The organism is Flavobacterium sp. (genome assembly GCF_024305175.1).
GTDB lineage: Bacteria > Bacteroidota > Bacteroidia > Flavobacteriales > Flavobacteriaceae > Flavobacterium.
Genome location: NZ_JAMWYY010000057.1, coordinates 1 through 19,115, shown reverse-complemented (window position 1 = coordinate 19,115; position 19,115 = coordinate 1). Strand labels below are relative to the sequence as shown.

Sequence of the window (19,115 nt, the reverse complement as noted above, 5' to 3'; positions counted from 1 at the left end):
AGATGAATATGTTTGTAAAAATGGAGAATTTATTTTAATGAAGTAGTTGCTTCAAATTAGTGTCAGTATAATTAATGAACATTCTTTTAAAATATATTAAAGAGAAGAAAGTAATTATTATTACAGCGCCCGATATTACGACCCTAAATTTAGTATATTTATATCGGTTGACCCGCTTGCCTACGGGAGAGGAGTGCGGATCCTCCTCCTAGGTAAACTGGATCTTACTGATGGAACTGTACCAAGTCATTCAGAATCCATACCTTCATATTGATATAAGATAAAATAACAAAAGCGCTACGATTGTAGCGCTTTTTTTTCTATAAACTATTCTTAAAACTCTGCGTTTTGAGGTGTCCTCGGGAAAGGTATAACATCACGAATGTTAGTCATGCCCGTTACAAACAGTACGAGGCGTTCAAAGCCAAGCCCGAAGCCACTGTGCACTGCGGTACCAAACCTGCGGGTGTCAAGATACCACCAAAGCTCTTTTTCATCAATGCCCATATCGGCTATTTTCTGCTTCAGCACATCAAATCTTTCTTCCCTTTGCGAACCGCCAACAATCTCACCAATACCGGGGAATAGTATATCCATAGCGCGAACGGTGTTGTTATCATCGTTCAGCCTCATGTAAAATGCCTTTATCTTTGCGGGGTAATCAAACAATATTACAGGCGACTTAAAGTGTTTTTCTACCAAGTAACGCTCGTGTTCACTCTGTAAATCGGCACCCCATTCCTCAATAATATATTTAAACTTCTTATTCTTGTTGGGTTTAGAACCTTTAAGTATATCTATTGCTTCGGTGTAGCTTACACGCTTAAAGTTGTTCTCTAAAACAAACCTCAGCTTTTCCAGCAGGCTCATTTCGCTGCGCTCGTTGGCAGGCTTGTTTTTCTCTTCATCCTTCATCCTTTGATCAAGAAAAGTAAGGTCTTCCGGGCATTTCTCAAGCGCATAGCGTATTACATACTTAATAAAGTCCTCAGCAAGGTCCATGTTTGCATCAAGGTCATTAAATGCTACTTCCGGCTCTATCATCCAGAATTCGGCAAGGTGGCGTGATGTGTTGCTGTTCTCTGCACGAAAGGTAGGTCCAAAAGTATATACCTGACCAAGTGCCATAGCATAGGTTTCCGCCTCAAGCTGACCCGATACGGTAAGGTTGGTTTCCTTGCCGAAAAAGTCTTCTTTATAATCTACTTTGCCGTCTTCTGTAGCAGGCGGGTTTTGCGCAGGCAGTGTGGTAACACGGAACATTTCGCCCGCGCCCTCTGCATCACTTCCTGTAATTACCGGAGTGTTTACATATACAAACCCCCTGTCCTGAAAGTAATGGTGCACTGCAAAAGACAGTACAGAACGCACGCGCATTACTGCCCCAAAAACATTGGTGCGGACACGAAGGTGGGCATTTTCCCTTAAAAATTCAAGGGAATGCTTTTTAGGCTGAATCGGGTATTCTTCCGGGTCGCTGTCGCCCAGTATTTCAAGTTGCTTTACCTGAATTTCATATTTCTGCCCGCTACCCTTGCTTTCGGTAAGGTCACCCTTAACCGATACGGCTGCACCGGTAGTAATTCTTTTCAGGGTTTCGGCAGGAGTATTTTCAAAGTCAACTACACACTGAATGTTGTGTATAACAGAACCGTCATTAAGCGCCAAAAACTGATTATTACGGAAAGTTCTTACCCATCCTTTTACAGATACATCATCAATCGGCTTCGTGCTGTTCAGCAGGTCTTTAACTTTTGTGTGCTTCATTTTTACTGTTAATTTATTTTTTGGCTTCTATTGCTGTGCATGCTATATCCAATGTACGGATAAATGCCTGCAAATGTAGTAAAAACCACAAAAAAGTTAAATTTTACAGCTTTAATATTTAGAAAACTTTACATTAGTGGCATGAACTGGCTACTTCTTATTATTGCAGGTTTGTTTGAGGTGGGTTTCGCCTCCTGCCTGGGCAAGGCTAAAGAAACTACAGGCACAACATCTGCTTACTGGATGGGCGGCTTTTTTGTTTGCCTTACTATCAGTATGGTGTTACTGTATAAGGCGACACAGCAGCTTCCTATAGGTACTGCCTATGCCGTGTGGACAGGGGTTGGCGCAGCAGGAACGGTACTGGTTGGTATTTTTGTATTTAAAGAACCGTCAGATTTTTGGAGGCTGTTTTTCCTTACCACGCTTATAGCTTCTATAATAGGGCTTAAAGTGGTGTCGCATTAAAAGCTGTTACAGCAGGTTAAGCACAAAACTTACTTTAAGGGAAATATTCCTGTCGAACTGCGGCAGGTGATAAGGGCCGTAGCGGTAAAATGCAGAAAGGCCGAAACCCTTAAAAATTTCATTAAGCTCTATACCACTTTCATAATATCCTTTTTCCAGTGTATTAAAAGCGATGCCCTCGTGTTCTTGGGGCTCTTCCATATTACCCCACGCAAAGCGCGTAACCAGCATAGGCGAAAGCTTTATTGCGTTTGATATGGTAAAGCGGCTCATGCCATGCTTTAGCTGCACTATAACATACTGGCTGGAAAAGAACTCATTGAAATACATGGTTTCAAAGCTGTTTTTGCCCGCAAGGGTTATCCTGCCCAAAACGCCGTCTTTATCTAGGTTGTTGGGCGAGGTGCTGTATAAATGCGTGAGCGGGCTATCGCCTACTGCAACACCGGTTTGGATAAGAGCAGAAGTTTTCTGGCCGTTCAGGTATTTCTTTTCCATCTCTGCCCTGAAGTCGAGCTTGCCAAAAGTAAGGTCGCTTTCCAATATGCCCGCAACCGACTGTGTGTACTGAAAAGCAAATTTAGGGAACCGTTTATCTACTTCAATACGCCCGTTTGGGGTCTGCATAAAATCGCTGAAAGGGTTCCATTGTATGGCTACGGATGCAGTGGTAAGGTGAAACAAAGGGTAACTCCTGCCACCCGGGCTGTATACATAGCTGAATTTCGGGTCTATCCTGCTGCGGGTTACCTGCCAGTGGCTTTCTGTTTTAGGTATAATTTTGGTTTCAATATAAGCCTGATAGGTCTGGTGGTTGTAAAAGGTAGAAATGTTGATGGGGCGGGGGTCATAAATCTTAAACACCCGCTTATCGGTTGCAAAGGAGGTACTTGCAATTTCCCTTACATCATCGGTATAGGAGAAGCCTACCCATGAACCTGAAAATTTGCCTACCCGTACTGCTGAGCCGAGGCTGTATTTAAAGGCGCCGTCTTTAGTTCCGTATGCACCATAGCCTGTAAGCCTGAAAGTTTCGGAAAACTTATCATTTGTTATGCCGCCTACACCCAGCCTGAAGCCCTCATAATTGTTGTATTTAATAATATCACGAAGGTCGAAATCAAACATCCCGACAGGCACATAACCGTTAATTATCTTTTTGCCGAGAAATATTTTATACTCCCAGTTTTCCTTAGCCACAAGGCTGTCTAATGCCACATAGGTTTTCATGCTCCTCGAATCAAGCGTATCGCGGCGGTAGCGGTTCCAGTAACTCTCCGGGCGGTTTATTGCCTCTTCTGTTATTTCTATTGCCACTGCACTATGCCGTATGGGAGTAGGGGTGTTAAACTCCTTTTCAAAATTATAAGATTCAGATAGCAGGTAAACATAATCTGAAGCTACGGCATCCCTTTTACTCCGCTCTTTATCGGCAGCATCAAATTTTATGGTTTCGCCCAGTATTTTTATATCCTGCTTGTTGTTTCCTTTCACCACTTTAAGCGTTTTTCCGTCAGGAAACCATATCCCGGCGCTTTCTTCAAACCTGAACAGGTGGGTAGAGGTTATATCAAGCACATTCTTTATCCGGAAAACAGCTTTTGAAATGCCGTAATTGTTGCTGTCTATGTATAATACACCCCGCAGCTTTTTGTTTTTTCTGTCACGCTTAGGCTTAAAATAAACCATATAGGCCTTTCGCCCGTCTATGCTAACGGTGTCCAGTATTTTATAATTATAGTCTTTCAGGGCATCATACCCTACAGGCCCGGCATACTTAGTTTCCAATAGTTCTATATTGTCATCATATACCGAATACGATTGCAGCGTAAGCCCGATAATTTCATAAAGTGGGTGTTTAAAGCCTGCCATGCGGGTGGCCAGCACATTTTCTTTAAGCCCCTGTTCTTTATTAAACCTGAACTCCGACACCTTTTCTGTCTGGTACAGGTGCTGCTTTTCTATTATCTTTTTGAATTTAAAGTCGGAAGAATCTATTTTGGCAAAACGCCGACCGGCTTTTTCATATACATAAACAGAATCCAACTTACCCGAAATAGAATCGGGGTTTGCAGTCACTAAAAGCCGGTTGTAGGTTTTATATTTAAAGCTTTCCAGCTTTAGCTGCGGGTTGTTTTGCGGCTTGTTGTATAACACCTTACGCATAAGGGCATCGGCGGGGTTGCCGCGCTCCAGTACAAGTTCTTTTAGCTGTTCGGTATGCGGGGTAAGCGTAATGCTATAACCTTTGTGTCCGGGTATAACAGCAATTTTTTCAGCTTTATACCCTGTATAGCTTACGCTGAACCACGCAGTGGCATCTGTAGTAAATTTACCGTCGATATCGGTTACGGTAGTTTGGCCTCTATCGGTTATAATAGTGGCAAAAGGCAGGGGGTAGTTGTTCTCACTTTCGCGTACTGTACCGGTAACGGTAAACTGCGCCTGGCAGGCCAGGCTGGCAAAAAGCAGCAACAGCGTAAGGATTTTCATGAGCCTTTTTATGCTAAACGGAAAAACAGGCAAATTGTTTCGGTAAATATAATGCATAAATAAGAAATCCGCTGTTAGGCGGATCTCATATTTAAACTTTCATTATTTCGGCTTCTTTGTGTGCCAGCAGCTCATCAATTTTTTTGATGTAGCTGTTGGTAAGCTCCTGTACCTCATCCTCTGCACTCTTGCAAACATCTTCAGATACGCCGTCTTTTTCGAGTTTCTTTATCTCGGTGTTGGCATCCTTACGGGCATTACGCACACCAATTTTAGCCTCTTCTGCCTCGGCTTTGGCCTGTTTTACAAGGTCACGCCTACGCTCTTCTGTAAGCGGTGGTACGCTTATTATAATACTTTCGCCGTTATTCATCGGGTTAAAGCCCAGGTTCGCAATCATAATAGCCTTTTCTATAGGCTGCATCATGCTTTTTTCCCACGGCGCAATAGTAATGGTGCGCGCATCAGGTGTGTTAATGTTGGCTACCTGGCTAAGCGGGGTTGCGGCGCCGTAATAGTCTACTTTTACACCGCCAAGCATGGCAGGGCTTGCCTTACCGGCACGTATGTTTAAAAACTCTTTTTCAAGGTGCAAAAGAGAGTTGTTCATAGATTCTTTGGTACTATCTAAAATAAAATCAATTTCTTCCATAGCCTTAATTTCTATATAAAAATTAAACGTTTACTGTAGTTCCTACCAGTTCGCCATCGCAAACCTTTACAAGATTACCTTTCTTGTTCATGTCAAAAACAATAATAGGCAGTTCATTTTCCTGGCTCAGGGTAAATGCGGTGGTATCCATTACATTAAGACCTTTTGCCAAAACATCCTCAAAAGTAAGGGTGTCATATTTTGTAGCTGTGGCATCTTTTTCAGGGTCGGCGGTATAGATACCGTCAACACGTGTGCCTTTTAAAATTACATCGGCGTTAACCTCTACACCGCGCAACACTGCCGCAGTGTCGGTAGTAAAGTATGGGTTGCCCGTTCCGGCTCCAAATATTACTATACGGCCTTTTTCAAGATGACGCACAGCCCTTCTTTTAATATAAGGCTCTGCAATGGCCTCTATTTTAAGCGCTGTTTGCAGGCGTGTCTGCATGCCGGCATCTTCCAGTGCGCCTTGTAGTGCCATACCGTTTATAACAGTGGCAAGCATGCCCATATAATCTCCCTGAACCCTGTCCATACCATTGCTGGCACCGGCTACACCACGAAAAATGTTGCCGCCGCCAATAACTATGGCTACCTGCACGCCTTTATCGTGTATCATCCTTATTTCCTCGGCATACTCGGCAAGCCTTTTAGGGTCTATACCATACTGCCTGTCACCCATAAGGGCTTCACCACTCAGTTTTAACAGAATTCTTTTATATTTCATTGGGATTTTATTGACTGGTGCAAATATAGCAATAAAAGTTTTTCTCAATCAAAATTGTTAACCCGGCTGCTTATACTATTAGTTCATTATACGATTTTTTTGCCTGTTCGTAGCCAATCATGTATATCTCTTCCATTTTTTGCTTGTTGGTTTCAAAGGTGTTGTACAGTGCAAGTTCATCAGGGCTTATAACCCAGTCGCACAGCGTAAACTTCTGCATATTGGTATTGGCAGACAGCAGGTCGTAAGCGCGTGTGGTTACCGACTTGATGCTTTTCAAGTCTTCTTTGGCTATTTTCTGGATGGGGCTTACATATACTCCTACAAGTGTGTCGCAGCGTCCCTGTAAAATATCAGTAGGGAAGTGGTTTAATATACCTCCGTCACTATACAGTTTGCCATCAATTTCGTAAGGTGATATGATTCCCGGAAATGCCGACGACGCAAGCACAGCATCCACAATTTTTACCTCAGGCCCAAATATGCGCAGCTTGCCCGAAACAAGGTCGGTTGCAGTTAGGTGCATCCTGAAGGGCAGTTCTCCTAACAGCTTGTCGCCGAAAACGCTTAAAAAATAATTTTTAAAGGCGTCAGAATCTATAAAACCCGGTTTCCTGAATGTAAAATGCCGCCAGTGAAAAAAATAGATCGATTTAAAGAATTCCAGTATTTCATCGGGCTTTTTACCGCATGCATAAAGAGATGCCACTATGGCGCCGCTGCTGGTGCCTGCAATGTGATGCGGCCTGAGGCTAACCTCCTCCAAAAACTTAAGTACGCCCGCATGTGCTATCCCTTTAGTGCCGCCACCCGATAATATTAAGCCTATCGTGCTTTTTTCAAACTTCATTTTTATAAAGATTACCCGACTAAAATACGTCTTTTATTCATGTTGTTTTATTGGTGGCTGTTAAAACTTGCCGTAATTTTGTAGTAGCAAACACTTAAATATTATGGAAGAAATAATAGCATCGGCTTTAGAAAAAAGCTATTCTTATACAGAGTACCGCAACCATATTTCGCACCTGCTGCTGCAGGGGCTAAGCACCGGCAACACCCAAAGTGAAGACCTTACCCATTACAGCTCGATTAACGAGGTGCGGATGAACCGCCTTGATAAAACCATAAAGATACTGCCCGAAGTGCAGGAAAGGCTTAAAGCGGTTAAAGGCAGTTACATTTGGCTTGTAATAAGCGAGGGCTGGTGTGGCGATGCCGCACAATTGCTGCCGATTATTAAAAAAATGGCAGATGAGAACGAACTGACCGAACTGCGTATTGTATTGCGTGATGAGAATCCTGAACTGATGGATAAATTCCTGACCAACGGCGCACGCTCTATACCCAAGCTGCTGATTGTAGATACCGAAACCAACGCAGTATTTGAAAGCTGGGGGCCAAGGCCTGCGGGTGCAGCACAGCTTATTGCCGACTATAAAGCTGCACACGGCAAAATAGACGAAACGGCAAAGACAGAGTTGCAAAAGTGGTACCTTAACGACAATGGTCACAGCACCATGCAGGAAATAGCCCAGCTTGCAGAGCTTATAGAAAAAAGGTTTTAATTACTTACGGGCAATGTGCCTATAATATCTATATTACCGGAAAGGGAAATGCCCCCGGGGTTACACCCGGGTTCTCCTTCCGGTATTTTTTTATTAATAGTATTATAGTATGTTACCCATGCCGGGAAAAATGTATCAGTACCGGGCTGCTTGTAGGTCATTGGATAAAGTGTAAAAAAGGGCTTGCCCATATTGGCATATAAAAAGGCATCATATATAAGTTCCGAACAATAATAGCTGCCGTTGTCATAAACATACTCATCGTCATAAGGCACGCCAAGCTGTTTCAACGAAAAGCCGATTGCAGCGGGTAGCAGTTGCGCATATTGTTTTTTAACCCTGCCCACATACATTGGCTTTGCCGTGTTTTTTGCAAACTGCTCAAAAGGTGTAAGCCTTACCGCTTTGCCTGCTGCCTCTATAATGTATAAAGTATCGTTACGATGGTACACCAGCCCCATGTGGCTAAAGTCATTCCCTTTATAACCTTCGGTAACAGCCTCTATGGCATCGCAAAGCGGGCCGCAGTCCATATCCTGAAAAATAAGGTCGCCGTCTTTTAAATCCTCAGTGCGTATGTTCTGCGCAAAGCTGCTTAAAACTATAAAAAATGCGAGTATTGCTGTTTTCATACTATAAAAAATCTAAAGCTATAAGCCCGATACAAAAATTGGCGGCGGTATTATATCCGTGAACGGAAAAGTTGCTGGCATTCACTTCTAAATAGATTACAATGCTGTCGTCAAAACCAAGCCCAAGGCGGTATTTTTGGTAAGTGCCGCTAAGGCTGCCCCTGCCCAATGCAAAAGAGTAGCCGTAACCGCCCTGTATTATTATAGAACTTTCGTCTGTAATATGCGGGTTAAGCATAAGGCTGCCATATACCGGAACGTTTGCGAGCCGCAGGTATCCGGTATAGTCGATACCAGTATTTAATGATAAGCCAATCCTTGACTTATAGTGTATGCCATAGCCAAGATGTGCACTTATTCCGTCGGGGACGAAAAGGTCGTAAAATTGTGTACCGTCGGTATTGTATTCAGAATCTTTGTAAGGGTTCGCCCGCAACGGTACAGATAGCGAAACGTGCCTGAACCATATTTGCTCCGCAGGTGTTTTGTCTTCTGGGTCTATCCTTGTTATATAAACAGTCTTATTCTTTTTGCTTTGCGCTGAAAGCGAAGCGCAGCAAAGGCAGAACAATGCACAGAAGAATATTTTAAGGTACAACTTCATCTTCAAAAGCTTGAGGGCTAATGGCGTTGATAACGTTAAAATTGCCTATTTTAGTACGGCGTAGCGCAGTAAGGTGGGCACCCGACTGCATTGCCTGTCCAAAATCATGGGCAAGTGAGCGTATATATGTCCCTTTGCTGCACACTACCGTGAAATCTATTTCGGGGAGGGCAACGCGTGTAATTTCAAATTCGTGAATGGTAACCTTCCGGTAAGCAATTTCCACTTCTTCGCCTTTGCGGGCATGCTCATACAAGCGCTTGCCGTCTTTTTTTATGGCAGAAAATACAGGAGGTTTCTGGTCTATCTCGCCTGTAAACTGTTTTGTTGTTTCGTGTATAAGCGCTTCTGTAATATGGGCTGTGTCGAAGGTTTGGTTAACCTCTGTTTCAAGGTCATAAGATGGTGTTGTGGCGCCAACAACAAAAGTGCCTGTATATTCCTTAACCATTCCCTGAAGTTCGGGTATGCGCTTGGTAAATTTGCCTGTGCAAATTATGAGCAATCCACTGGCAAGTGGGTCAAGTGTACCCGCATGGCCTACCTTTATCTTCTTTAGCCCTAAATGCTTTTTAAGGCTCCACTTTACTTTATTAACCGCCTGAAAGGAACTCCAGAGCAATGGTTTGTCTATAAGCAGTACTTTTCCTTCTGTAAATTCTTCAGGTGTAGGCAAAACGGCAATTATTTGTAAGTTATAAAGTAGGCAAGCAGTAATGCACCTGCAATAATGCGGTACCAGCCCCAGGGCTTAAAGCCATATTTTTTAATGAGCCCTATAAAACCTTTAATGGCTATTATGGCAACAATAAAGGCAACAACATTACCCACAAAAAACATGGTAAGCGTGTCTGACGACTCCGTTAAAAGCTCATAACCTTTTTTGCCAGTATTCTCGTATGTTTTAATGAACACCGAATAAATAGTTGCTGCCGCCATGGTGGGCACTGCCAAAAAAAAAGAAAACTCAGCTGCATTTTCGCGGGTAAGCCCCTGCTGCATACCACCTATTATAGAGGCTGCCGAACGGCTGGTGCCGGGCATCATGGCAAGGCACTGCCAAAAGCCGATGGTAATTGCTTTTTTATTGGTTATCTGTTCTTCGGTTGTTATAGGCTGCGGGTTCTTAAAGAGGTTTTCTATAAACAGTAAAATCACGCCGCCCACTATCAGTACTATTGCAATAGGTATGGGCTGCTCCAGCGCTTCTTCTATCAGGTCGTTAAACAGCAGGCCCAGCACCAGCGCGGGTATTACCGCCATAGCCAGCTTCAGGTAAAAATTAATGCGGGTAAAATCAAAAAACTTTTTCCAGTATAAAGCCACTACTGCCAGTATTGCCCCGAACTGTATGGAAACCTGAAAGAGCTTTACATAATCATCTTCCTGAATGCCGTAGTATGAGCTGGCAAAAATCATGTGAGCGGTAGAGGATATGGGCAGGTATTCTGTAAGCCCTTCTATTATGGCAAGTATTACGGCCTGGAAAAAATCCATTTATGGTTATTTTTTAAAGTTCTTAATTGGCTTTTCTTCAGGAAAAGTAGTTTCGTTTGTGTTAGCGGTTGCTTTTGGCGCAGGGTTTTTAAATATGGCATATATTGTAATACCAAAACCAATAAGCACAACAGTAGGCGCAAGCCTTATCCTCCTGAAATTAAAAATATCAGGGCTGAATACGTTGGGGTCGTCACTGCCGCCACCTGCCATAAGTATAAAGCCAAGCGCTATAACAGCAAGCCCAATAAGTAATATTTTGTAATTAACCTTTTCAAAAAGAAAATGCGTTTTTATTTCGTTGTTATTGTTCACTTTGTTGTTGTTTAAAGTTTAACGTTTAAGGTTTCCGTTTTGAGGCTTAATATAAATCGTCGGTTCTCAGGTTCAGGAACCTTTGTGTAGCAAAAAAGGTGCTTATTGCAGCTATAATAATACCAAAGGCAAGCACCCCGGCAAACACTATAGCGGTAGGCACCCAGTCTTCCCATATATTAAGCACAGGGAAAGCCTCATCAAGGTAATATACCAGCCAAATTAATGCGCCTATGGCAAGAAGCGAGCCTATAAGCCCCAGTTTAATGCCCCTCCATACAAACGGCCTGCGGATAAATGATTTGGTAGCGCCCACCATCTGCATTGTTTTAATGGTAAAGCGGTGGTTATAGATAGAAAGGCGAAGCGAGCTGTTTATTAAAAGCATCGATACAAATGCCAGCACTCCGCTTATAACCAGTATCCAGAACGATATAACTTTAATGTTCTCGTTTGCCATTTCAACCAGCACCATGTCATAGGTAATATCGCCCACCATAGGGTTAGAGCGGAACTGTACTTCTATATTCTTAATGCTGTCGTTCTGTACATAACCGCCTTTAAGATGCAGGTCATAAGAATTCATAAGCGGGTTGCTGTCAAGCAGGGTTTCATAGTCGCCCATAATATCCCGGTTATTTTCTGCCGCTTCTTCTTTAGATACGTATTTAAAATCTTTTATAAACGGTGAGTTTTTAAGCTGCTCGCCAAACGCCTGCATGGTGCTGTCGGTAGCCTCACGCTTAAAATATACCGTCATGGGTATGTTTTCTTTAACATAGCCCGATATCTTTTCGGTATTAATAACAAATAATCCTAATGCCCCAAGGAGGGTAAGCACGATAAAAATGCTGAGTATTACAGAAAAATAGGAAGAAATTAGCCGCCTTTTTTGGAATTTCTCAAAAGATGATGCCATAGGATTGGTTTTAAGCGGTAAAAATAATAAAGAAATTTGTTAAACATAGTTTATAACGGGCAAAGTTTTGACTTTCGTACAATAAGCGTAAATTTGCGGGTTAACAGGACTTTTAAAACTTTACGACTTACAACTTTTCTATCATAGCATGAAATACAACCCCAACGAAATTGAGGCCCGCTGGCAAAAGTACTGGGCAGAGAACAAAACATTTATGGCTGATGATTTATCAGACAAGCCTAAATATTATGTACTGGATATGTTTCCGTACCCATCCGGCGCTGGGCTGCACGTGGGGCACCCGCTGGGCTACATAGCCTCTGATATATATGCGCGCTACAAGCGCCACCAGGGTTATAATGTGCTGCACCCGCAAGGGTATGACAGCTTTGGCCTTCCGGCAGAGCAGTATGCCATACAAACCGGGCAGCACCCTGCCATAACTACCGAAGCAAACATTAACCGCTACCGCCAGCAGCTTGATAAAATAGGCTTTTCGTTCGACTGGGACAGGGAGGTGCGCACCAGCAGCCCCGAGTATTACAAATGGACGCAGTGGATTTTTATACAACTGTTCAACTCATGGTACAATAAAGATGCTGATAAAGCGGAAAGCATTTGCACGCTGATAGCCATTTTTGAAAAAGAAGGCAATGCATTTGTTAATGCCGTTAGCGATGATAACATACCTGTATTTACTGCCGAAGACTGGAACGGCTACAATAAAGAAAAGCAGGAGCGCATACTTTTACAATACAGGCTTACCTACCTTGCCGAAACCGAAGTGAACTGGTGCCCTGCACTGGGTACGGTACTGGCAAATGATGAAATTGTAAACGGTGTTTCGGAAAGGGGGGGGCATCCGGTTATCCGTAAAAAGATGACGCAGTGGAGCATGCGCATTTCGGCCTACGCCGAGCGCCTGCTTGCAGGGCTTGATACAATAGACTGGACAGAATCGTTAAAAGAAAGCCAGCGCAACTGGATCGGTAAATCGGTTGGTGCATCAGTTACCTTTAAGGTTAAGCAGCCCACATCGGAAAAAGATATGGTGGAGTACTTTCTTACCGGGGATGATACGGGCGATTACGAAATAGAAGTATTTACCACAAGGCCTGATACTATTTTCGGGGTAACGTTTATGACACTTGCGCCCGAGCATGACCTTGTGCCCAGAATAACTACACCGGAGCAAAAAGCGGCTGTAGAACAATATATAGAAGCAACGGCAAAACGCAGTGAGCGCGACCGTATGGCTGATGTAAAAACCATATCGGGTGTGTTTACAGGGGCTTATGCAGAACATCCGTTTACCAAAGAACCCATACCGGTTTGGATAGGCGACTATGTACTGGCGTGTTATGGCACAGGGGCTGTTATGGCTGTGCCGGCAGGTGACCAGCGCGATTATGATTTTGCAAAGCATTTTAATATCCCCATAAAAAATATTTTTGCCCCCCAACCCCCAAAGGGGGAGAATCCTGACGAGATAATTGCTGAAGAAGCATTCTCTGCCAAAGAAGGGTTTACGCTTGTTAATTCAGATTTTCTGGATGGGATGTCTTATAAAGAAGCTACAAAAGCGGTTATTAAAAACCTTGAAGATATAGGCAGGGGCAAGGGTAAAACCAACTACCGCCTTCGCGATGCGGTGTTTAGCCGCCAGCGCTACTGGGGTGAGCCGTTCCCGGTATATTATGTAAACGGGCTGCCGCAGATGATAGCTACAGAGCATTTACCTGTGCGCCTGCCGGAAGTAGAAAAGTACCTCCCAACCGAGGACGGACAGCCACCGCTGGGCAACTCGTCTGAATGGGCATGGGATACTACACAAAACAAAGTAGTGGCTAACAGCCTTATTGATAACCAAACTATTTTCCCGCTGGAGCTTAACACCATGCCCGGCTGGGCAGGCAGCTCGTGGTACTGGCTGCGCTATATGGATCCGTTCAATAAGGAACAGTTTGTTTCTGCCGGGCATGAGGCTTATTGGCAGAATGTTGACTTATATATAGGCGGTAGCGAGCACGCTACCGGGCACTTGCTATACAGCCGTTTCTGGAATAAGTTCTTAAAAGACAGGGGATACATCAACAGCGATGAGCCGTTTAAAAAGCTCATCAACCAGGGAATGATACTGGGCACAAGCGCTTTTGTGCACGAAGCCATTTATAACTATAACTGCACTATAGAAGATATAAACTTTACCGGCATGAACGAAAGTACCGAAGGCAGCTTTACGGTATACCTTTCTAAGTCATTGGCAGATAAGTATAATACTGATGAGGTAAAGAAAAAAGTAAAGAATTTACTGCTGAACGATATTTTTGCTTCTAAAGCTATAAAGACCTACCGCAAGGTTGACCTTGAGTTTGGCGAGGCGACAGTGAGGAATATTCATGCTGATGTAAGCCTTGTAAATGCTTCGGACGAGCTTGATATAGATGGTTTCCGCAACTGGAGGAGTGAGTATAACACAGCGCGTTTTATTACAGAGGATAACGGCAATTATATCGTAAGCCGCGAAGTAGAGAAAATGTCGAAGTCAAAATATAACGTAGTAACGCCTGATGATATCTGCGAACAGTACGGGGCTGACACCCTGCGTTTATATGAAATGTTCTTAGGCCCGCTGGAGCAGGCCAAGCCCTGGAATACTGCCGGAATTACCGGCGTTAGCGGTTTCCTTAAAAAACTATGGAAGTTTTACTTTGACGATAAGGGGCTTATTGTAAACAGTAATCCTGCTTCTGCCGAGGCATACAAGATACTGCACCGCACTATCAAAAAGGTTCAGGATGATATTGAGAACTTCTCGTTTAATACCTCTGTTAGTTCTTTCATGATAGCGGTAAACGAACTAACCGCTATTAACTGCCATGAGCGTTTAATATTAGAGCCGCTTGCAGTTATCATATCGCCTTATGCTCCGCACATTGCCGAGGAGCTATGGCACAGGCTGGGGCACCAGGGGAGCATAAGCAAAGTGCCGTTCCCTATATTTAAGCCGGAGTACCTTGTAGAGAGCAGTAAGGAATATCCGGTTTCTTTTAACGGCAAGATGAGGTTTAAGATAGAGCTGCCGCTGGACATGCCGCAGGACGAAATGCAGCAACTAATACTTGCCGATGATCGCACCGTGCAGCAACTGGAGGGCAAAACGCCTAAAAAAGTAATTATCGTTCCCGGTAAGATTATCAATATTGTGATGTAATTTTAATAAGATAAAATTATTTTAAACGATATGTTGCTGAAAATCAACATATCGTTTTTATTTTTTTAATTAACATATTTAACACGAATTTTTTGGCACGGGGTTTGGTTATGGGAAATCAAATCATTAATCAAAAAATAACAGTTAAAACAAAATCAACATGAAAAAAATCTTACTTACAGTAGTATGCCTTGCATCATTTTCGGTATTTGCACAGGAAACAGATTCAGCTACAACAGAATCAGGAGAACCAATCAGCAAAGGCTTTTATGTAGCGTTTGGTGTAGGGACTATGAATGACTACGAAATTAATGACAAGCTTGAAGCTTCGGGCATGCCGCAGTTGCCGGATGCTATGTTCGAGGCCGGTTTCGGTTACAACGTGACATGGGAAAAAATTATGTTTGATTTTGAGTTCAATACCAATTACTATGATAAAAAAACAAGTAGCGACAGGGTGAGGGGTGCTGTGGCAGGTTTAACATTAAGGCCGCAGTACATACCTTTAAGGGGTAACGGTTTTTATATAGGTACCGGTGCTGACATTTCTTATACCACCAATACTTTCGACCTTTACAGGCGCGGCACCGAAATAGATCTTAATAATCTTAACCCGGCATTCCATTCAGGGCATATCAGCTTGGGCAACGAGCAGTTATTTATAGGTCCGTCCATATCAGTTGCGGCTTTTCAAAAATCATCATTCCCGTTAAGGTTAAATATGGGGTATCAATGGGCAGTATTAAGCGGCAGCTGGGACAGCGAAGTAGCCGATGTGGCAAATACAGTTAAGGAGAACGGGCAGGGCCGCTTTTATGCTAAACTTATCTTTATGCTGTAATTATTACAGTTTATATGCCAAAATATACATGTAAAGCCAGTCTGTAAAGATTGGCTTTAATTTTGCTGTATATTCACTAAAACAATAATAAAAAAATGGGAATAGGATATTATATATTACTGGGTGCAATTGCACTGGTAAGTTTCATAGTCAGCAACAGGCTGCAATCTAAATTTAATCATTACAGCAAGGTGCATTTGCGCAACGGCATGAGTGGCGCAGAGATAGCACAGCAAATGCTGAATGATAATGGTATTTATGATGTTAAGGTTATCTCTACGCCGGGCCGCCTTACCGATCATTACAACCCTGCCGATAAAACGGTTAACCTAAGTGAAGCGGTTTATAATCAGCGCAATGCTGCGGCGGCAGCCGTTGCGGCGCATGAAGTAGGGCATGCCGTTCAGCATGCTACGGCATACAGCATGTTGCAGTTTCGCAGTAAAATGGTTCCTGTGGTAAGTATATCATCAAGGCTTTCAGGCATCCTTATTATTGGCGGGCTTTTACTGGGGGCAGCATCCAATATAGGCTTCGGATATTACATTGCCATACTCGGTCTTGCCATGATGGCTATTGCAACGCTTTTTAGTTTTATTACGCTTCCGGTGGAGTATGATGCCAGCAACAGGGCTTTGAAATGGTTAAAACAGAATAATATGCTTACAAGCCAGGAATACAGCGGTGCGGAAGATTCGCTTAAGTGGGCTGCCCGAACCTATGTTGTAGCGGCACTTGGTGCGCTTGCCAACCTGCTTTATTTTGCTTTCCTTGTATTTGGCAGGAGAGATTAATTCTGAACTCTGAATTTACAATTGTATCTGCCGTTCTATCTGTTGGTCGAGCGATATAAACGTTTCAGTACGCGAAACTCCTTCAATTGGTTGTATACGTGTATTTAGTAGCTGCATCAGGTGTTCGTTATCCCGGCAAATAATCTTTATGAGTATAGACCAGTTCCCGGTGGTGTAATGGCATTCCAGCACTTCGGGTATTTTTCGCAGTTCTTTTACCGTTTCGGCATTGCTCGATGCTTTATCAAGGTAAATGCCTACAAACGCCATAGTGCTATACCCCAATACCTTATTATTTACAATAAATTTTGAGCCGGAGATTACTCCTGCCTGCTCCAGCTTGCGGAGCCGCTGGTGTATGGCTGCACCTGAAATACCAATTTTAGAAGCTATCTGCAAAATAGGCTTACGGGCATCCTCCATCAGGTTGCGGAGTATCTCTTTATCGATGCCGTCTATTTCAATCTGAAAGGAATTTAGTTTCATAGGGTTACAGCTTTATACAAAAATAATGTATTTATATGTGATATTGTAATTTGAGCAGCTATATAGAAGAAGCCGCCCGGGCGGGCGGCATAGATGTAAAGGTGTATGTAAAAAAGGTGTAGTTGATTTACTTTGCTAAAGTAGTTCGTTACATTTACCCTCATAAGCGTATAATTACCTGATTTTGATAAGCAGGTATAACTACCTGTGATAAAAAACCTCCCGCAGTAAAGCGGGAGGCACATAGTTAATTGAGTTAGTTATGCGGGGTTAGCTTGCAACATTGTTAGGGTTATACCCCATATATGGCACATACTTTTCGTTAAACACAACCCCGAATTCTTCGAGCTCTTTTAATATTGGCTCATATATTTCTTTGTAAATAGGTAATTGTACGCCTTTAAGTGTAATGTTGCCGTTTAGTATCTGTAAGGTAGCCATGGCAACCGGCAAACCTACAGTTTTAGCCATTGCAGTATAAGTCTGGTCTTCACCAATGCATACCATAGTAGAGTCTATCTGCTGCTTTTTGCCGTTAAGCTCATAGCCGAATTTGTGGTACATTACAATCATGTCCTTATCTTCAGGGCTAAGTGTCCACTTGTCCGAAAGTATCTTCTCTAGTATTTGTGCAGGTGTAGCATTTCTTAATCCTACTTTTTTAGAGGCGTTAAAAATATCCAGTTCCATAAGCTTATCCCACTGTATATCGTCCTGGTCAATTTTGAGGATATGCCTCAGCTTCAGCTCAACAGAATCTGTAGGGTGATAGGGAAGGAAAGCATTGGTAAAATCACGGTAGCTCATGTTCTCAGAGTTTTCCATAATGTAAGTGTCATCTGTCATGCCCAGCTGTACAAACATATTCCAGGCTTTAGAGTAGCCCACTCTTCTTAATGTACCTCTATATAATGTTAGCGCATCATCAAGTCCGTACACGCTGCGGTATTTTAAAGAATCGCGGTTGGCATAACCTTCAAACCTGCCAAAGCCTTCTACCTCCATAAATTCTGTACGGCGGAACAGTTTGTTATAAGGTATATACTTATAGTTGCCTTCCTGTATAAATTTGGCTGCGCCACCCTGCCCGGCAAGCACTACATTGCGTGGGTTCCACGTAAACTTATAATTCCAAAGGTTATTATCACTTTCGGGAGCTACAAGCCCACCGCAAAAAGATTCAAATAATAATACCTTGCCGCCTTTATCTCTTATCTCATCAAGTACCTTCATGGCACTCATGTGGTCTATACCCGGGTCTAGGCCAATTTCATTCATAAAAATAAGCCCGTTTTCTTTTACCTGTGTGTCAAGGTCCATCATGGCGGGGCTTATATATGAGGCGGTTACCATATTCTTTTTGTGCTTAATGCAGTCTTTCGCCACCTCATAGTGCAGGTGTGCCGGCAGCATAGAAATAACAATATCGGCATTGCTTATATAGTTGTTCCGTTGCTCTTCATTAAAAATGTCAAAAGCTATCGGGGTCGCCCTGGTGTGTCCTTTCGTTTTGCGCGATGCAAGCTCTACAGAAAGGTCGCCAATAGTTATATGCAGGTTTTCGGGTTCTGCTTTTTGTAACAGGTATTCTATTAAAGACGAAGCCGAGCGGCCTGCGCCAATAATTAAAACATGCCTCATAATGCTCTATTTTATAACACGAATGTAATGATTTGTTAAATATTTGTGCGGTAAAGTTCTGTAAAGTTTTTAATTTTACACTAATATTTTAGTAAAAATGGACAGAAAAATTTTAGCCACAGGTGCTTTTTTAGGTTTGGTGGCAATAGTATTAGGAGCATTTGGCGCACATGGACTCAAAAAACTTATTGAGCCGGAAGCAGTTGCCACATTTGAGACAGGTGTTAAATACCAAATGTACCATGCACTTTTCTTTTTGTTTTTAGGAAGCACTGCTTTTGCTACGCAAAAAGTTAAAAAATATATATTTATACTTGTGGTAACAGGGGTGTTATTGTTTTCAGGTTCTATCTATTTTTTAGCTTGCAATGCGCTGTTTTCTTTCGATTTTAAAACTATAGGTTTTATTACACCAATTGGAGGATTTCTATTAATTGCGGCTTGGGCGGTACTCCTGTTGCACTTAATGAAACGAAAAGGATAAATTATTTATAATT

The 19,115-nt window shown here is 42.8% G+C and carries 19 protein-coding genes; 6 read left to right on the top strand and 13 right to left on the bottom strand.

Annotation, left to right across the window (positions count from 1 at the left end; translation table 11 throughout):
• Positions 1 to 333: 333 nt before the first annotated feature.
• Positions 334 to 1,767, bottom strand: coding sequence for an asparagine--tRNA ligase (gene asnS, locus Q0K96_RS12275; protein WP_297334280.1), 1,434 nt, complete (start codon positions 1,765 to 1,767; stop codon positions 334 to 336).
• A gap of 141 nt (positions 1,768 to 1,908) precedes the next feature.
• Between asnS and Q0K96_RS12270 the strand changes: the two genes are divergently transcribed.
• The gene (locus Q0K96_RS12270; RefSeq protein WP_297334279.1) at positions 1,909 to 2,235 is read left to right on the top strand and encodes a multidrug efflux SMR transporter; all 327 of its coding nucleotides are present in this window, start codon (positions 1,909 to 1,911) and stop codon (positions 2,233 to 2,235) included.
• Between the two features lie 6 nt (positions 2,236 to 2,241).
• Here the strand turns inward: Q0K96_RS12270 and Q0K96_RS12265 are convergent, their stop codons facing one another.
• The 4 genes from Q0K96_RS12265 to Q0K96_RS12250 all read right to left on the bottom strand — a co-directional run bounded on the left by Q0K96_RS12265 (position 2,242) and on the right by Q0K96_RS12250 (position 6,960).
• Entirely contained in the window at positions 2,242 to 4,728 is a 2,487-nt protein-coding gene (locus Q0K96_RS12265) for a DUF5686 family protein (RefSeq protein WP_297334278.1), read from the bottom strand.
• Positions 4,729 to 4,819: 91 nt separating this feature from the next.
• Positions 4,820 to 5,380: a ribosome recycling factor gene (frr, locus tag Q0K96_RS12260; protein WP_297334277.1), complete on the bottom strand. Its 561-nt coding sequence runs from the start codon at positions 5,378 to 5,380 to the stop codon at positions 4,820 to 4,822.
• Between the two features lie 22 nt (positions 5,381 to 5,402).
• A complete protein-coding gene (gene pyrH / locus Q0K96_RS12255; protein WP_223053578.1) occupies positions 5,403 to 6,110 on the bottom strand; it encodes a UMP kinase in 708 nt (235 codons plus the stop codon).
• A gap of 70 nt (positions 6,111 to 6,180) precedes the next feature.
• Entirely contained in the window at positions 6,181 to 6,960 is a 780-nt protein-coding gene (locus tag Q0K96_RS12250; RefSeq protein ID WP_297334276.1) for a patatin-like phospholipase family protein, read from the bottom strand.
• Between the two features lie 103 nt (positions 6,961 to 7,063).
• Here Q0K96_RS12250 and Q0K96_RS12245 point away from each other — a divergent pair, with 103 nt between their 5' ends.
• Positions 7,064 to 7,675, top strand: coding sequence for a thioredoxin family protein (locus Q0K96_RS12245; RefSeq protein ID WP_297334275.1), 612 nt, complete (start codon positions 7,064 to 7,066; stop codon positions 7,673 to 7,675).
• Here Q0K96_RS12245 and Q0K96_RS12240 read toward each other — a convergent pair.
• From Q0K96_RS12240 to Q0K96_RS12215, 6 genes are read right to left on the bottom strand one after another with little or no spacing between them, the layout of a single operon-like run.
• Positions 7,672 to 8,307 carry a YiiX/YebB-like N1pC/P60 family cysteine hydrolase gene (locus tag Q0K96_RS12240; RefSeq protein WP_297334274.1) on the bottom strand — a complete coding sequence of 212 codons (636 nt, stop codon included), beginning with the start codon at positions 8,305 to 8,307 and terminating at the stop codon, positions 7,672 to 7,674. The two genes, Q0K96_RS12245 and Q0K96_RS12240, sit on opposite strands and share 4 nt — an antisense overlap.
• Position 8,308: 1 nt before the next feature.
• Positions 8,309 to 8,911 (bottom strand): hypothetical protein, encoded by a 603-nt coding sequence (locus tag Q0K96_RS12235; protein ID WP_297334273.1) that lies wholly within the window; start codon positions 8,909 to 8,911, stop codon positions 8,309 to 8,311.
• On the bottom strand, positions 8,895 to 9,587 hold the full coding sequence (gene truB / locus Q0K96_RS12230; protein ID WP_297334272.1) for a tRNA pseudouridine(55) synthase TruB: 693 nt from the start codon (positions 9,585 to 9,587) through the stop codon (positions 8,895 to 8,897). The genes Q0K96_RS12235 and truB overlap by 17 nt, the downstream gene beginning before the upstream one ends.
• 8 nt (positions 9,588 to 9,595) lie before the next feature.
• The gene (locus tag Q0K96_RS12225) at positions 9,596 to 10,408 is read right to left on the bottom strand and encodes an undecaprenyl-diphosphate phosphatase (RefSeq protein WP_297334271.1); all 813 of its coding nucleotides are present in this window, start codon (positions 10,406 to 10,408) and stop codon (positions 9,596 to 9,598) included.
• A gap of 6 nt (positions 10,409 to 10,414) precedes the next feature.
• Positions 10,415 to 10,723 (bottom strand): DUF3098 domain-containing protein, encoded by a 309-nt coding sequence (locus Q0K96_RS12220; RefSeq protein ID WP_297334270.1) that lies wholly within the window; start codon positions 10,721 to 10,723, stop codon positions 10,415 to 10,417.
• 46 nt (positions 10,724 to 10,769) lie between these two features.
• Entirely contained in the window at positions 10,770 to 11,642 is an 873-nt protein-coding gene (locus Q0K96_RS12215) for a permease-like cell division protein FtsX (RefSeq protein WP_223053570.1), read from the bottom strand.
• A gap of 148 nt (positions 11,643 to 11,790) precedes the next feature.
• Between Q0K96_RS12215 and Q0K96_RS12210 the strand changes: the two genes are divergently transcribed.
• The 3 genes from Q0K96_RS12210 (at position 11,791) to Q0K96_RS12200 (ending at position 16,491) form a co-directional block, all read left to right on the top strand.
• Entirely contained in the window at positions 11,791 to 14,856 is a 3,066-nt protein-coding gene (locus Q0K96_RS12210; protein WP_297334269.1) for a class I tRNA ligase family protein, read from the top strand.
• A gap of 160 nt (positions 14,857 to 15,016) precedes the next feature.
• Positions 15,017 to 15,697 (top strand): hypothetical protein, encoded by a 681-nt coding sequence (locus Q0K96_RS12205; RefSeq protein WP_297334268.1) that lies wholly within the window; start codon positions 15,017 to 15,019, stop codon positions 15,695 to 15,697.
• A 95-nt stretch (positions 15,698 to 15,792) separates the two neighbouring features.
• Complete coding sequence (locus Q0K96_RS12200) at positions 15,793 to 16,491, top strand: zinc metallopeptidase (protein ID WP_297334267.1); 699 nt, start codon at positions 15,793 to 15,795, stop codon at positions 16,489 to 16,491.
• Between the two features lie 15 nt (positions 16,492 to 16,506).
• Here the strand turns inward: Q0K96_RS12200 and Q0K96_RS12195 are convergent, their stop codons facing one another.
• Positions 16,507 to 16,977, bottom strand: coding sequence for an Lrp/AsnC ligand binding domain-containing protein (locus tag Q0K96_RS12195; protein ID WP_297334266.1), 471 nt, complete (start codon positions 16,975 to 16,977; stop codon positions 16,507 to 16,509).
• 270 nt (positions 16,978 to 17,247) lie between these two features.
• The gene (locus Q0K96_RS12190) at positions 17,248 to 18,618 is read right to left on the bottom strand and encodes a saccharopine dehydrogenase C-terminal domain-containing protein (RefSeq protein ID WP_297334265.1); all 1,371 of its coding nucleotides are present in this window, start codon (positions 18,616 to 18,618) and stop codon (positions 17,248 to 17,250) included.
• A 97-nt stretch (positions 18,619 to 18,715) separates the two neighbouring features.
• Here Q0K96_RS12190 and Q0K96_RS12185 point away from each other — a divergent pair, with 97 nt between their 5' ends.
• Positions 18,716 to 19,102, top strand: a complete 387-nt coding sequence (locus Q0K96_RS12185) for a DUF423 domain-containing protein (RefSeq protein ID WP_297334264.1) — start codon at positions 18,716 to 18,718, stop codon at positions 19,100 to 19,102.
• Positions 19,103 to 19,115 lie beyond the last annotated feature (13 nt).

Bases quoted from the DNA above. Each gene is read 5' to 3' on its own strand.
- asnS (WP_297334280.1), bottom strand. From the start codon at position 1,767: ATGAAGCACACAAAAGTTAAAGACCTGCTGAACAGCACGAAGCCGATT.
- Q0K96_RS12270 (WP_297334279.1), top strand. From the start codon at position 1,909: ATGAACTGGCTACTTCTTATTATTGCAGGTTTGTTTGAGGTGGGTTTC.
- Q0K96_RS12265 (WP_297334278.1), bottom strand. From the start codon at position 4,728: ATGAAAATCCTTACGCTGTTGCTGCTTTTTGCCAGCCTGGCCTGCCAG.
- frr (WP_297334277.1), bottom strand. From the start codon at position 5,380: ATGGAAGAAATTGATTTTATTTTAGATAGTACCAAAGAATCTATGAAC.
- pyrH (WP_223053578.1), bottom strand. From the start codon at position 6,110: ATGAAATATAAAAGAATTCTGTTAAAACTGAGTGGTGAAGCCCTTATG.
- Q0K96_RS12250 (WP_297334276.1), bottom strand. From the start codon at position 6,960: ATGAAGTTTGAAAAAAGCACGATAGGCTTAATATTATCGGGTGGCGGC.
- Q0K96_RS12245 (WP_297334275.1), top strand. From the start codon at position 7,064: ATGGAAGAAATAATAGCATCGGCTTTAGAAAAAAGCTATTCTTATACA.
- Q0K96_RS12240 (WP_297334274.1), bottom strand. From the start codon at position 8,307: ATGAAAACAGCAATACTCGCATTTTTTATAGTTTTAAGCAGCTTTGCG.
- Q0K96_RS12235 (WP_297334273.1), bottom strand. From the start codon at position 8,911: ATGAAGTTGTACCTTAAAATATTCTTCTGTGCATTGTTCTGCCTTTGC.
- Q0K96_RS12225 (WP_297334271.1), bottom strand. From the start codon at position 10,408: ATGGATTTTTTCCAGGCCGTAATACTTGCCATAATAGAAGGGCTTACA.
- Q0K96_RS12215 (WP_223053570.1), bottom strand. From the start codon at position 11,642: ATGGCATCATCTTTTGAGAAATTCCAAAAAAGGCGGCTAATTTCTTCC.
- Q0K96_RS12210 (WP_297334269.1), top strand. From the start codon at position 11,791: ATGAAATACAACCCCAACGAAATTGAGGCCCGCTGGCAAAAGTACTGG.
- Q0K96_RS12205 (WP_297334268.1), top strand. From the start codon at position 15,017: ATGAAAAAAATCTTACTTACAGTAGTATGCCTTGCATCATTTTCGGTA.
- Q0K96_RS12200 (WP_297334267.1), top strand. From the start codon at position 15,793: ATGGGAATAGGATATTATATATTACTGGGTGCAATTGCACTGGTAAGT.
- Q0K96_RS12195 (WP_297334266.1), bottom strand. From the start codon at position 16,977: ATGAAACTAAATTCCTTTCAGATTGAAATAGACGGCATCGATAAAGAG.
- Q0K96_RS12190 (WP_297334265.1), bottom strand. From the start codon at position 18,618: ATGAGGCATGTTTTAATTATTGGCGCAGGCCGCTCGGCTTCGTCTTTA.
- Q0K96_RS12185 (WP_297334264.1), top strand. From the start codon at position 18,716: ATGGACAGAAAAATTTTAGCCACAGGTGCTTTTTTAGGTTTGGTGGCA.